The organism is Halolamina litorea (genome assembly GCF_026616205.1).
In the GTDB taxonomy this organism is placed as follows: Archaea; Halobacteriota; Halobacteria; order Halobacteriales; family Haloferacaceae; genus Halolamina; species Halolamina litorea.
Window position 1 is genome coordinate 1,214,393 of the sequence record NZ_JANHGR010000001.1, and the last position, 12,337, is coordinate 1,226,729.

A 12,337-nucleotide genomic window follows, 5' to 3' on the forward strand; every position below is an offset into this window, starting at 1 on the left:
TGAGCGGGCGAGCGGACCGAACGGACTCGATCAGGGCACACTTTTTACACCTTCTCCTGTGTTCGATGCGCTATGTGGCACCAGCAAACGGGGGCCGATCGGGCGCAGTGGCGGACCGCTGACACGCCGTTCGAGGTAGACCTCTACGACGGCGAACTCACGCCGAAGGGGGCCTACGCCATCGGTGAGGGTGGGACAATCGTCGCCGACACGGGGACCGGCTGGCACGTCGTCGTCGAGGGGGCGGCGCCGACAGCCGACGCGACCAGCGTTCGGGCGATGGACAGCACCTCCGCCGGGGAGCGACTCTGGATGGTCGGCACCGGCGGCAGCCTCGCCTGTTACGACGTGAGCAAGGGCGAACTGTTCGAGTACGACTACCCCGTCGAGATGGCCTCCGTCTGGGAGGGGATCGCCATCTCCGGCGACGCCGGCGAGGAGAAGGGCGTCGCGGCCGACGGCCGCGGCGGCATCCTCCCGTTCAGCGTCGACGGCCACGACGTGGACTGGGGGACCGTCGACCGCCCCGACGAGAACGAGCGCATCGACGCGCTGGCGGCCAGCCCCGACGGGATCGCCTACACCATCGACACCGGGGGGATCGCCTACAAGACGACCATCAAGGACGGCTGGTCGGCGACGGGAACCGTCAAACCCGACACCACGTTCCACGACCTCGACGCCTGGGAGAACGAGCGGGTCTACGTGAGCGCCGACGACGGCTGTCTCTACCGCTACGACAACGAGCCCGACGACTGGGCCCCGTTGGGTGTCACCGGCGGCACCGGCGTCGTCTCCATCGACCTCCACGACGAGGGGGACGGCTACCCCCAGATGTGTGCCCTCGGCGCCGACGGCGCGCTCTACGAGCGAACCGGCCCCGAGGAGTGGGAGCGTACGGCGCTCCCGACTGACGAGCCACTGATCGACCTCGCACTCGGGTCCCCCGACCTCGTCGTCGGCGCGAACGGGACGGTGCTCGTGCGCGAGCGCAACGAGGAGTTCCACGAGGAGGACCCGCAGTCGGCCGACGCCGAAACCGCCGACGGCGGCGACGTGGACCCAGCGGACGCCGACGACAGCGATACGGACGCCCCCGACCCGCCGGACGAACCCGACGCCTAACGGTCGTTCCAGCGCCGTTCTGCGAGGCTGTCGAGCAGTTCGCGGACATCAGCCCCGCCGGCGTCGACGGCCGCGGTCGCTTGGTGTGCGCCGACAGTCGTCACCGACGCCGTCACCGCCGACGCCCCCTGTCGCTCCAACAGCCACGCGTAGGCCGCGGCCTGTAGCTCGTAGCGTTCCGTGAGTTCCGGTTCCGGCGGGCGCAGGCCGACTTTGAGTTCGTCGATGTGCCAGCGGCCGTCACCGTCGACCGACACCACGTCCGCTCGGCCGCCGATCTCGACGGCCACCCCGCGGACCCTGACGACCGCGTCCAGCGGCTCCTCGACGAACCGACGGTCGCTGTTCACGAGCCGGTCGTACGCTTCTGTCGCCGCCAACTGCGGGCAGAGCGTTCCCGCGACGTAGCGTCGGAGCTCCTCGCGCTCTTCGGGAGCGACGCCGTTTGCGTGGGCGGCGACCGCACGGTCCAGCGCCGCGGGCAACGGCCCGCCACAGTCCGACAGCGTCGCCGCGTCGACGCCCGCCGAGAGCGCGAACGTGAAGAGGTCGTGTGCCACGTCGCCGACCACTTCCGGCCCCATGGTCTCGAAGCTGAGCGGCACGGTCACCCCGTCCTGCTCGGCGTGGAGGGGACGCCCGCTCAGGTGGGCGAGCACGCCTTCCTCGGGTGCGGCGGCGAGTTCGTAGACGGTGCTGGGGTTGACGAACCGCGGCGTCCAGCCCCGGTCCGGAAGCGGCGGCGGCCCGTCGTTGCCGTCGGCGTCGCCTGACTCCTCGGTCGCCGTCGGCGACGCTGCCGACGGTCGGTGGACAGCGACCGCCAGCGGGTCGTGCTGGCCGGGCGTGTCGACGGTGTACTCCCCGCTGCGCCCCTCGTGGAACTCGAACGCTTCCCGGAGGCTGTCGACCCAACGGTCGCGCGGGGTCGGTGCCGACCGACGACCCGGCAGCGGGAGCACGAGGTGGTCGCGCGCCCGCGAGAGGGCGACATAGAGGAGCCGCCAACGCTCGGCGCGCGCGTCGGCGACCGCGGTACGCAGCGGCGGCGGGCCGGCGAGCATCCCACCGTCGGTACTGCCCACCTCACGTTCGTCGGTCCCGTCGTCGATCCAGCGTTCGCTCGCCCAGCGGAGACCCGCGTCGCCGTCGCCCGGCGAGGCGTCGGGGTCGTACGGACCGTTCTCGAGGACGGTACCGCCCAGTGCCGGGTAGTCGTCGCCGAGGGCGACGTTCGCCGGCGGCGCGAGCGCGACGTGGCGACCGTGGGCGACCAACTGATCGAGGTAGGCGCCGTACCGTCCCAGTTCGGTACCGGGGTCGGCGAGCGCGACTACGTCGTCCTCGTCGCCTTTCGCGCCGTGGATCGTCCGGAACGTCACGTCGGCCTCGGCGGCGGTGGGGAGGCTCGGCCCAGTCCGGGGATTCCGCCGCGCGTGGTTCAACTCCGCGGAGAGCTCCGCGAGCGAGTAGGTCTCCTCGCCCTCCCAGTCGCCGACCGTACCGACCAACCGGTCCAGCACGGCGGCGTCCTCGACGGCGGTCGCGCTCTGGTCTAGCGGGTCGACGGCCAGCGAGAGCGTCTCGACCACGTCCGCCACCACGTCGGCGCCCGCACCCGCGAGGTGGTCGGCTCGGCGGTCCGCGAGTTCGGCGAGGCCGTCGACGAACGCGCCCTTCGCCCCCCGCATCGACCCGGAGTCGGCGACGGCGTGGATCGACCAGTCCGAACGCATCAGTCGGTCCACCAGCCCGTTGATCGGCACCGCGTCGTCGTTGGTCAGATCGAGCGTCGTGGACTGCTCGGTCGGCGCGAGGAGCCACTGTACGACCGCACAGACCGCCTCGACGAGCGGGTGCTCGAACAGCGAACGGCTGGTGTCCCGTACCGAGAGCCCGGCGTCGGCGAAGGCCTCGACGTAAGCACCCATGTGGGTCCGCTGGTGGAACAGCACCGTCACGCCCGGATCGTCGCCGAAGCGACCGTCCTCCAGTCCGGCCGCGATGCAGTCGGCCATCGCGGCGGCTTCGCCGATCCCCTCCTCCGGGTCGACCCACGTCGGCGAGCCGGGGTGACCGTGCTCCGGGAACGCGGCGACGTGGAGGCTCGGCCCGGGCGAGGGATCACGAACCGCCGAGAGCCGGTCGTAGCCGTCGATCCCCCGCCCCGCCGTGGCGTCGTCGACGGCACCGCGGGTCGGGTCCGTGAACACCGAGTCGAAGACGGTGTCGATGGCGGCGGCGACCGACGGCCGCGAGCGGTACGTCCGGGTCGCAGTTCGGCGTTCGTGGGTCTCCCAGTCGATCCCGAAGTAGCGACCCTCGGTCGCGGCCGTGTCGAACAGTCGCGGCTGGGCGTTGCGCCACGCGTAGATACACTGTTCGGGGTCACCCACCAGCAGCACCCGCGTCTCGGCATCGACTAGGGGTGCCAGCGCGTCGTGCTGGGCCCGCGAAACGTCCTGGGCCTCGTCGACGACGACCGTCGAGAGCCGGCCGGTCCAGCGCTCCCGGAGTCGGTCGCGGAACGGGCTCTCGTAGGCTGGCTCCGCGAAGAACGTCGCGATCCAGTGGGCCACGTCGACGTGCGCGACGACGCCGGCCCGCCGACAGGCCTCGTCGTAGGCGTCGAGGTAGGCCGGCAGCACCGTACAGAGCGCGTCAACGGCAGCCGCCCAGCCGGCCCGGCAGGCGCCGTCGGCGTCGACGACCGATTCGGGAGCGCCGTCCGGGTCGGCGTCCAAGCCCCGTTCGACCGCCTCGCGCTCCCCGGCGCCGAAGAACCGCTCCGTGTCTCGAAGCACGTCCCCGAAGGAGTCGGGCGCCCCCTCCGGGTAGCTCCCGGCGACGACAGTCTCCAGTCGCTCCCGGAGGTCGGGGACCGAGAGTCGGCGTTCCCGACAGGCTGTTCGGGCGCCGGCGAGCAGCGCGGCCGCGTCGTCGTCGTACCGCCCGCCGGGGTAGGCGTCGTCGAGCGCCGCCAGCGGCTCGGCCAACGACGGTTCGTTCCGCACAGCCGCCAGCGCGTCGCCGTGCACCTGTGCGAGGGCGGCGCCGTCGCCGGCGTCGGGGACGCCGTCGAAGCCCACCTCCTCGGCGACGGCCTCGAACACCGCGCCGAGCACGCTGTCTATCGTTCCCACGCGGTCACTGCCCCTGAGCGACCCACCCAGTTCGTCGGCGGCGTCGGGAGCCAGATCGACCGGCGCCTCCGGGTCGGCCGCGAACCCGCGCAGCGCCGCCTCGACGCCGGGGAGGATACTCGCCGCGTCGTCCCGGGAGAAGGAGGTGAGACAGAGCGTCTCCGTCGGGCTCTCGACGCCGTCGTGGACTTTGCGGGCGAGGTCCTCGGCGGCGACGGTGTCGGCGGTGACCGACTTGCCGGCGCCGGGGCCACAGTCCAGCACGAACAGTCCCGAGTCGGCCTCGAAGAAGGCGTCGCGGATCTCGGCCTGTGCACCCTCCAGTCGGCGGTAGCCGTTCGGGCTGTCGTCGCCGTCCGTCTCTGCCGTTGTGTCCTCGCCGCCCGACAGTTCTTCACTCATCGCGAACCACCCCCGCCGGCGGCGAGGGCGTCCGGGAGCGTCCCCCTCGTCAGGAGCGACTGCGTCGCCGACTCGTCGACGGAGTCGGCCGATACCCGGGAAAGCAACGGCGAACGCTCCATCGCCGTTCCCTCGCGGTCACGGCGGTATCGAGTGACGGCGAGGCTCTCGGTCGCGGCACCGAGCCCCGACGCGAGATGGTCGACCTCGCGGGCGGCGGTCCACCGGCCGGGGACCGCTAGCCGTCGAGCGGCGGCGCTGTCACCCTTGACGACCGCGCTCCGGAACGCCTCGGGGAACACGCTCTCGACCCGGCGCGGCCAGACGCCGTCGACCAGTCCCACGGCGACGACGTGGGGCACCTCGCGCAGCCACGCGTCGGTCGCGTCGATGGCGTCGACGGCGGCGGCGTTGGCGTGTTCGCGGCGGCCGGGGCGGGTGGTGACGACGCGCTCGGCGAGGTCGGCGACGGCCAGCCACGACCGCGGCACGTCGCCCGCAGCGAGCCACTCGTCGTACTTCGCGCGGGTGTCGGTCAGTAGCTCCTCGACCCGGGAGAGGGCCCGCGCGTAGCGCGAGGTCCGGCTGAGGTCGTCGCTGTCGGCCGCGAAGACGGCCGGCAGCGCGGTCTCACGCCCGGATTCGACCAGCGGCTCGAACGTCCGGTGGATATCGGGCGGCTCCGGGGCCGTGGGCTGCTCCCGAACCCAATCGAGGAACGTCCGGAGGGCCGCGGCGTCGGCGCCGGGGACCTGCCCGCTGTCGACGGCGTCGTCCAGTCGGTCTGCCCACCCGTCGACCGAGCGCTCGGTCGGATCGGGCGACTCGTCGGCGAGTCCGGCGCGAAGGGCGCCGACCCGGGCGGCGGAGAGTGGCCACGCTGTCGAGCCCTCTTCAGCGTCGCCCTGCGGTGGAACCCACTCGAAGGAAAGCGGTTCGAGGAGCCCCTCGACGTCGACCCCGTCGTTCCCGAGCAGTTCACAGACCGCCGCGAACTGGCGGTACGGCACCGTTCGCTCGGCGGGAAGCTGTGCCCAGACGGCGAGTGTCGCGCCGTGGCGACCCAGCGCCCGGCGCAGCGACCGCTCGTACTCGCCGGCGTCCCGGGCGACGATCAGCACGTCACTCGGTGAGACCCCGTTCCGGAGGTGGCCGGCGACGACGGCCGCGGCGACACGGGCCTCGCCTTCGGGCGTGTCGGCGACGAACTCCGCGGCGTCGAGGCCGGGCGCGACCGCGGTTTCGGTATCGTTCCGAGCCCCGGGGGTCCCGACTCCCCTTCCGGGTTCCACATCGAGTCGGTCGCTCAGCCGCTCGGCGATATCGGGGCCGGTCCCCGGTCGGAGCGAGACCGTCACCGTGACGCCCGCCGCTGCCGCGGCGTCGAGCAGGCCGAGCAACGGCGCGTCGACGGCACTCACGCCGGCGACCGAGAGCCGTTCGGCCGCGGGGAACGTCTCGCGCCAGCGCCCCGGGTCCTCCCGGAGCGCGTCGGCGGCCGCCGGGAGCAGCGTTTCGCGGGAGTGGATCGGGGCGACACGTTCGACGAGTCGGTCTTCGAGTGCTCGGACGCCGGCGACGACGTCCGCCGTGTCGCGTGCATCGACCCCCGGGAGACCGTCGGCGACCGTCGAGAGGTCGTCGAGTCGGTCGTCGGCCCAGCCGGTCAGTTCGCCGACGCGGCTGTGGGCGGCGGCGATCGTTTCGACGCGAGCCGGGAGGTCCCCGCCGAACGCCGCGCGGAGCCGCCTGTTCGACTCGGTCTTGCGCTGCAGGAGCGTTTCGAAGTGGTTGAGTCGGTCGATCCGGTCGATCGTGTCGACCGGCTCCCCGACGCCGTCGAGCAGGTCGTCGGCGATGGTCGTCGCGTCGGTCAGCCGGAGGCTGCTGCGCGGGGTGGCGTGCTCGGCCAGCCGGCGCTTGAGGTTGCGTCGGTGGAGGCGCTCGGGCGTCACGACCAGCTCCGTCGGCTGTGGGGCACGGCTGGCACGACCGAGGAGCGCGTCGGCGTCGCTCCCGTGAACGCCGCCGACGACCGCCCGGATCGAGCCGCCTTCGGTAGTGTCGGGCATGCGGGGTAGGTGACTCGACGGTGGGCCCGGATCGGTAAGAAGCCGAGGGACGGCGCGGACCCCGCCCTGGGTCGCGGCAACACCGTCCGGGATCGACCGGCGTATCGCCCACCCGTCCGGCGGTCCACCATGCACGTCACGGTTCTGAGCACGGGCGGGACGATAGCGAGCACCGGTGGGGAGAGCAAGACGCCGACGAAGGCCGGCGAGGAACTGATCGATGCGGTGCCGGGCCTCTCGGAGTTGGCGTCGTTCGCCGTCGAGCGCGTCGCCAGCGTCTCCGGCTTCGACGTGACGTGGGAGCGGGCCGCGGCGCTCCGAGAGGCGGCCGAGCGGGCGGCCGAGGACGCCGACGGGATCGTCGTCACCCACGGCACGGACACGATGGCCGAGTCGGCGTACCTCCTCGATCTGACGACGGCCCTCGACGTTCCCGTCGCGTTCACCGGCGCCCAGCGGCCGTTCGATCAGGTGGGAACCGACGGCCCGCCGAACCTCCTCTCGGCGGTCCGAACCGTCACCCACGAGCGCGTCGACGCGGGGACGTACCTCGTCTTCGACGACGAGGTCCACGCGGCCCGGGACGTTGTCAAGCGCCACACCAGCGCCCTCTCGACGTTCGACTCGCCCGAGCGCGGCCCCGTGGGGGAGTTCACCCCGCTCGGGCTTCGGCTGTTCCGCGAGCCGCGGAGCTACTCGGGGTCGGCCCCCGAAGTGGGCTCCGTCGAGGCCGAAATCCCGGTGGTGACCACGGGACTCGGCGCCAGCGGCGACACGCTGCGGCGGGTCGTCGGCGACGTCGCAGACCCCGCCGTCGATGGCGTCGTCGTCGCCGGGACCGGTCTCGGGAACACCACCGGTTCGCTCTGTGCGGCGATCGAGGAACTGCTGGCGGCCGGGGTTCCTGTCGTCGTCGCCTCGCGGTGCCACGAGGGCGCGACCGCGCCGCTGTACGGCGGCGACGGCGGCGGCACCACCCTCGACGAACTGGGCGTCCTCTGGGGCGGCGACCTCCCGGCGTGGAAGGCCCGGATCAAACTCGCGGTGGCGCTCGAACGCGGCGCGGGTGGAACGGGCGGTGACGACGCCGTCGACGCGGAGTTCTTCGAGGCGGGGCTGCGCGAACCGTCGGCGTGAGCGTCGCCGATTTGGCCCTGGAGCGCTAACTCGCCCCCGTGACTGACGACGAAGCGACGCGCGTGGTGCTCTCCTACACGCCCGCCGAGTCGCGGGTCGGCGACGAACTCCGGACGGAACGGTTCCGGGGCTATCTCCGGCGCGCCCACGCCGGCGCAGTCGCCGTCGGCGACCAGTGGGCGGAGTTCGTGAGCCGCGGCTGTGGCTCGACGCGGGACGTGACACTCCGCGTGGAGTCGGTGGAGGGCGGCGACGAAGTGGGCGAGCGGACGGGGTTCGCCTTCGAGATGCGGAGTTAGGCCTCGGGTGGCGCGTCGACGGTCGGTACCTCGACGCTGTCGAGGACGTCCTGAACCACCGTGGCCTTCCCGATCCCGTCGATCTGTGCCTCTGGGGTGAGAACCAGTCGGTGAGCCAGCGCGGGGCCGGCGACGGCTTTCACGTCGTCGGGGGTGAGGAACTCCCGGGAGCGAAGCGTCGCGTGGGCGCGGGCGATCTCGAAGAGCCGTTGGGTCCCCCGCGGGGAGACGCCGACCTCGACTCGCCGGTCCTCGCGAGTCGCCCGGGCCACGTCGGCGATGTAGTCGAGCAGGTCCGGGTTCGCGTGGACGGACTCGGGCACCTGCTGGAGCGCCTCGACCATGCCGTCGTCGAGCACGCGCTCGACGGTGGGGACCTGTTCGGTGCGGCCCGCACGCCGTCGGAGCAGTTCGATCTCCCCGTCGCGCTCGGGATACCCCATCGAGTCCTTCACTGCGAAGCGGTCGATCTGGGCCTCCGGCAGCGGGAACGTCCCCTCGCTCTCGACGGGGTTCTGGGTGGCGATGACGATGAACGGCTCCGGGAGGTCGCGGGTCTCGCCCTCGACGGTCACCTGTCCCTCGGCCATCGCCTCCAGCAGCGCGGCCTGCGTTTTGGGGGGTGCGCGGTTGATCTCGTCGGCCAGCACGACGTTGGCGAACACGGGACCGGGCTGGAACTCGAAGTCGCCCTCGTTCTCGTGGAACACGTTCGTCCCGGTGATGTCGGCGGGCAACAGGTCGGGCGTGAACTGGATACGGGAGAAGGAGAGCCCGAGCGCCGTCGAGACGCTCTGGGCGGTCAGGGTCTTGCCGGTCCCGGGGACGTCCTCGAGCAGGACGTGGCCGCGGGCGAGCACGCCGACGAGGACGGTCTCGAGGAACTCACGGCGGACGATCACGGCGCCTTCGATAGCGTCGAGCACTGCCTCGAGGTGGTCGCCGGCGTCGTGGGCGGAGGGTGTGTCGCTCATTCGTTCGTGGGTTCCCTCGCGGGGGTGAAAGTCCTTGCCTCGCGTTACCGCGCGTCGGCGTCGGCCGGCGGCGGCGACGGATCGTCGGCACCGGCGGCCCGTACGTCCCCGTCGTCGCCGACCAGGTCGAAACGCTCCAGCCCCGCACCGGCGACGGCGCCGAGGAGCGTGACCACGACGACACTCAGGGGCATCGAGAGCGCGACGACCAGGAACGGGGCGCTGACGACCGCGACGACGACGGCGGCGAGCGCTGTCAGGCCGAGGAGTGCGACGCCGACGGCGCCGGCGGCTCGGAGGCCGTCCCGGAGTTCGTCGTCGTCGACGGCCTGTCGGGCGATCCAGTAGCCCAGGGCGACCCCGGCCGCGGTCGGCGCGAGCGCTTCGACGGCCGAAGTGACGTAGAGGAGTGCCGACACCGTCTGCCCGACCGTGCCGAAAATCGGGAGGATGCCTGCCTCGGGGGCACCGGTCACCCACTGATCGACGAGGTAGCCCGGAACGATACGGAGGAGGAACGCGAGGACCAGCGCGGCGAGGGTCGTCGCAGCGACACGCTTTCGGTCCATCGCGTTCGTGTCGGTGCGCTGTCTCCTTAACGGTACGGGAGAAAACGGCCCCCTGCGGGCTTACGCTCCGGGTTCGGCGCCGCACTCGGGGCAGACGGTGCCCATCTCGCCGCCCTCGAAGGTGATCGCGAGCGACTCCTGGCCACATTCGGGACACGGGCCGGGAACGCGCACGTCGGTGCTGTCGGCCGGCGCGCCGAGCGCCAGCGCCTCGACGTCCTCGTCGCCCTCGTTGGAACCGGTCTGGTACTCGCCGGGGGCGAACCGGACGACTTCGCCGGCCCCGACCTCGACGGTCTCGGGTTCGCCGGTCGGCTCCTGGGTGACCTCGAAGGTGGCGGTTCCCGAGATGACGTAGAACGCCTCCTCCTGGTCGAGGTGGGTGTGCCGGCCGCCGGAGAACCCCTCGCCGGGTTCGAGGTGGTAGTGGTTGATGGCGAAGTCGCTCGTCCCGAGCGGCTCCGAGAGCCCGCGACGGTTCAGTTCGCCCTGCGTGTCGACGTCGTCGACGGTTACGTGTTCCATCGTTCCGTCAGTGTGTCGCTCCAGCGAAGAAAGTTGGGCTCCCGGTAGGCCCCACCGTCGGGGACCGGCAAACGGTCCGGACCGCACGGACACGCTACAAATTGTGAACTTTCTCAGCGGTTCGAAGTTCTCGGAAACTCCAGAACGCGGCCGCGGTCCACTCACGTCCCCTCAGTGAAGCGCTGTGTGAGGATGGTCTCGGCCACGTCCGTCAGGTGGACCTGCCCGAACACGGCGACGAGCAGCGCGCCGAGGGCGTTGAACATCGTGTCCCGAACCGTGTCGTCGAGGCCGTGCTGGGCTAGCGGCATCGTCACCCCCGTCGACGCCGACAGCGCGTCGAGGCCGAACTCGAACAGCTCCCAGACGACGCCGAAGGAGAGCACCACCACGAACAGGTAGACGAAGAGGAACTCCCGGGGGATGTTGATCTCGTCGCTGTGGAGGTCGATGGTCCGGGCGGTCGTGTAGCCGACGGCGGCGATCAGGGAGGCGGACATCGCGTGGGTGAGGTGATCCCACCAGCCGACCGTGCTGTAGAGGCCGGCCGAGCCGGCGCTGTGGAGGAACACCGCACTCGTGACCCAGAGCCCGAGCCACGGGTCGAGGGACACCTCGTAGTTGCGCTCGAACGTCGCCGGCAGCAACGTCACCAGCAGGCCGGCGCCGCCGTTCGTGACCGCTTTGGGTTCCCCCGCGAGCAGGCCGTAGGCGACGACCGAGAGCAGCAGGACCTGGAGGGTCCGCGTGATACGCCGTTGGTTCCGTGCCGACGGCCGCGGAAGCCTCATCGGCGAACCACCCGGCGGATCGCCCGCCACAGGATCCGGTCGCGGCGCCGGAAGTAGCCCTCGAACAGGACTCCGGCGACGAGCCCCGCGACGGTCACCGTGAGCCACTCCGCCATCAGCGCCTCGTTAGTCGTGAGGTAGTTCGTCCCGAACAGGCGGTCGGCGTTCCACCGGAACACCGTCCACGCGCCCACCGACGCCAGCGTCGTCAACACGACCAGCACCACCGCGAACCACTGGGTGACCTGCAGCGCGGTGAACGTGTGCAGTTCGACGATGACGATCAGCGCGAGCGCCGCCAGCGCCAGCGCGGTCACGAACGTCCCGACGCCGCGGCCGCCGACGGCCCGAGCGAGGATCGGCAACAGCGCGAGCACCAGCAGCTCCCAGGGGAGCATCACCCGCCACTCGCGGTACGCGGCCGGCGGCAGCAGGACGATGCCCCCGGCGACGGCCACGAGCAGCACCCACTGGTAGTCACGGTCGAGCGCGCTCTCGCCGAGGGTCAGCGCGAGCACGCCCACCAGCGCCCACGACAGCAGGGCGTTGGTCCGTCCGTCCCGGAACAGGCGTTCGAGGGCATCCCCGATTTCGGTCCCGCGGCCCGGGTCACTCATCACCGGCGTATACGTGGGCCAGCGCATTAATCCGGCGACGCGCTTATCCCGTTGTCCCACGTCGTCAGAAACAATGATGCTGCCAACACACGCGATCGCCGGCTTGGCGGTCGCCGCGCCGCTGCTCGTGCTGGCGCCCGAACAGGCGCCGGCGGCGCTCACCGGCGCGCTGATCGGCGGCGTACTCCCGGACCTCGACCTGTACGCGGGGCACCGGCGATCCCTGCACTACCCGACGGGCTACGCGCTGGCAGCGGTGCCGGCGGTCGGCGGGGCGTGGCTGCTCGGGACGCCCATCGCCGTCGGGCTGGCGTTCCTGCTCGTCGCGGCGGCGCTGCACTGTCGGATGGACCGCTACGGTGGCGGCCTCGAACTCCGACCGTGGATGGGGACCTCGGAGCGGGCGGTGTACGACCACGTACGCGGCCGCTGGCGCCGCCCGAAACGGTGGGTCCGCTACGACGGCGCCCCCGAGGACGTGCTGTTGCTGGGGACGCTCGCGGTGCCGCTGGCGGCGGTGCTCCCCAAGCCGTTCCACTGGGTCGCGGCCGCGGCGCTCCTGATCGGCGGGACCTACAGCCTGCTCCGACGCCGGCTGGCGTCGTTGGCGCCGACGGTGTTCGAGAACGTCCCCGAACCGGCAGCGGCGTACGTCCCTGACCGGTATCAACAGTAGTTCTCGG

The 12,337-nt window shown here is 71.9% G+C and carries 11 protein-coding genes; 4 read left to right on the forward strand and 7 right to left on the reverse strand.

Translation table 11 applies throughout. The features are described 5' to 3' along the window. Nucleotides 1-72 precede the first annotated feature (72 nt). Complete coding sequence (locus tag NO998_RS06335; protein ID WP_267646259.1) at nucleotides 73-1,125, forward strand: beta propeller repeat protein; 1,053 nt, start codon at nucleotides 73-75, stop codon at nucleotides 1,123-1,125. Here NO998_RS06335 and NO998_RS06340 read toward each other — a convergent pair. After that, a complete protein-coding gene (locus NO998_RS06340) occupies nucleotides 1,122-4,670 on the reverse strand; it encodes a UvrD-helicase domain-containing protein (RefSeq protein ID WP_267646260.1) in 3,549 nt (1,182 codons plus the stop codon). The two genes, NO998_RS06335 and NO998_RS06340, sit on opposite strands and share 4 nt — an antisense overlap. Continuing rightward, nucleotides 4,667-6,742, reverse strand: coding sequence for a PD-(D/E)XK nuclease family protein (locus NO998_RS06345; RefSeq protein WP_267646261.1), 2,076 nt, complete (start codon nucleotides 6,740-6,742; stop codon nucleotides 4,667-4,669). The genes NO998_RS06340 and NO998_RS06345 overlap by 4 nt, the downstream gene beginning before the upstream one ends. A 129-nt stretch (nucleotides 6,743-6,871) precedes the next feature. Between NO998_RS06345 and NO998_RS06350 the strand changes: the two genes are divergently transcribed. Further along, nucleotides 6,872-7,879 (forward strand): asparaginase, encoded by a 1,008-nt coding sequence (locus NO998_RS06350; protein WP_267646262.1) that lies wholly within the window; start codon nucleotides 6,872-6,874, stop codon nucleotides 7,877-7,879. Between the two features lie 38 nt (nucleotides 7,880-7,917). Next, nucleotides 7,918-8,178 (forward strand): DUF7968 family protein, encoded by a 261-nt coding sequence (locus tag NO998_RS06355; RefSeq protein ID WP_267646263.1) that lies wholly within the window; start codon nucleotides 7,918-7,920, stop codon nucleotides 8,176-8,178. Here the strand turns inward: NO998_RS06355 and NO998_RS06360 are convergent. The 5 genes from NO998_RS06360 to NO998_RS06380 form a co-directional block, all read right to left on the reverse strand. After that, nucleotides 8,175-9,152: an AAA family ATPase gene (locus NO998_RS06360; protein ID WP_267646264.1), complete on the reverse strand. Its 978-nt coding sequence runs from the start codon at nucleotides 9,150-9,152 to the stop codon at nucleotides 8,175-8,177. The two genes, NO998_RS06355 and NO998_RS06360, sit on opposite strands and share 4 nt — an antisense overlap. A gap of 44 nt (nucleotides 9,153-9,196) precedes the next feature. After that, entirely contained in the window at nucleotides 9,197-9,721 is a 525-nt protein-coding gene (locus tag NO998_RS06365; RefSeq protein ID WP_267646266.1) for a hypothetical protein, read from the reverse strand. A 60-nt stretch (nucleotides 9,722-9,781) separates the two neighbouring features. Then, complete coding sequence (locus tag NO998_RS06370) at nucleotides 9,782-10,246, reverse strand: cupin domain-containing protein (RefSeq protein ID WP_267646268.1); 465 nt, start codon at nucleotides 10,244-10,246, stop codon at nucleotides 9,782-9,784. A 161-nt stretch (nucleotides 10,247-10,407) separates the two neighbouring features. Next, nucleotides 10,408-11,037 (reverse strand): DUF2238 domain-containing protein, encoded by a 630-nt coding sequence (locus NO998_RS06375; RefSeq protein WP_267646269.1) that lies wholly within the window; start codon nucleotides 11,035-11,037, stop codon nucleotides 10,408-10,410. Next, a complete protein-coding gene (locus NO998_RS06380) occupies nucleotides 11,034-11,654 on the reverse strand; it encodes a hypothetical protein (RefSeq protein WP_267646270.1) in 621 nt (206 codons plus the stop codon). Before NO998_RS06380 ends, NO998_RS06375 begins: the two co-directional genes overlap by 4 nt. A gap of 73 nt (nucleotides 11,655-11,727) precedes the next feature. Here NO998_RS06380 and NO998_RS06385 point away from each other — a divergent pair, with 73 nt between their 5' ends. Further along, nucleotides 11,728-12,330, forward strand: coding sequence for a metal-dependent hydrolase (locus tag NO998_RS06385; protein ID WP_267646271.1), 603 nt, complete (start codon nucleotides 11,728-11,730; stop codon nucleotides 12,328-12,330). The last annotated feature ends 7 nt before the right edge of the window (nucleotides 12,331-12,337 follow it).

Excerpts from the sequence above, each read along its gene's own strand:
- NO998_RS06335 (WP_267646259.1), top strand. The coding sequence starts at position 73 with ATGTGGCACCAGCAAACGGGGGCCGATCGGGCGCAGTGGCGGACCGCT.
- NO998_RS06340 (WP_267646260.1), bottom strand. The coding sequence starts at position 4,670 with ATGAGTGAAGAACTGTCGGGCGGCGAGGACACAACGGCAGAGACGGAC.
- NO998_RS06345 (WP_267646261.1), bottom strand. The coding sequence starts at position 6,742 with ATGCCCGACACTACCGAAGGCGGCTCGATCCGGGCGGTCGTCGGCGGC.
- NO998_RS06350 (WP_267646262.1), top strand. The coding sequence starts at position 6,872 with ATGCACGTCACGGTTCTGAGCACGGGCGGGACGATAGCGAGCACCGGT.
- NO998_RS06360 (WP_267646264.1), bottom strand. The coding sequence starts at position 9,152 with ATGAGCGACACACCCTCCGCCCACGACGCCGGCGACCACCTCGAGGCA.
- NO998_RS06365 (WP_267646266.1), bottom strand. The coding sequence starts at position 9,721 with ATGGACCGAAAGCGTGTCGCTGCGACGACCCTCGCCGCGCTGGTCCTC.
- NO998_RS06370 (WP_267646268.1), bottom strand. The coding sequence starts at position 10,246 with ATGGAACACGTAACCGTCGACGACGTCGACACGCAGGGCGAACTGAAC.
- NO998_RS06375 (WP_267646269.1), bottom strand. The coding sequence starts at position 11,037 with ATGAGGCTTCCGCGGCCGTCGGCACGGAACCAACGGCGTATCACGCGG.
- NO998_RS06380 (WP_267646270.1), bottom strand. The coding sequence starts at position 11,654 with ATGAGTGACCCGGGCCGCGGGACCGAAATCGGGGATGCCCTCGAACGC.
- NO998_RS06385 (WP_267646271.1), top strand. The coding sequence starts at position 11,728 with ATGATGCTGCCAACACACGCGATCGCCGGCTTGGCGGTCGCCGCGCCG.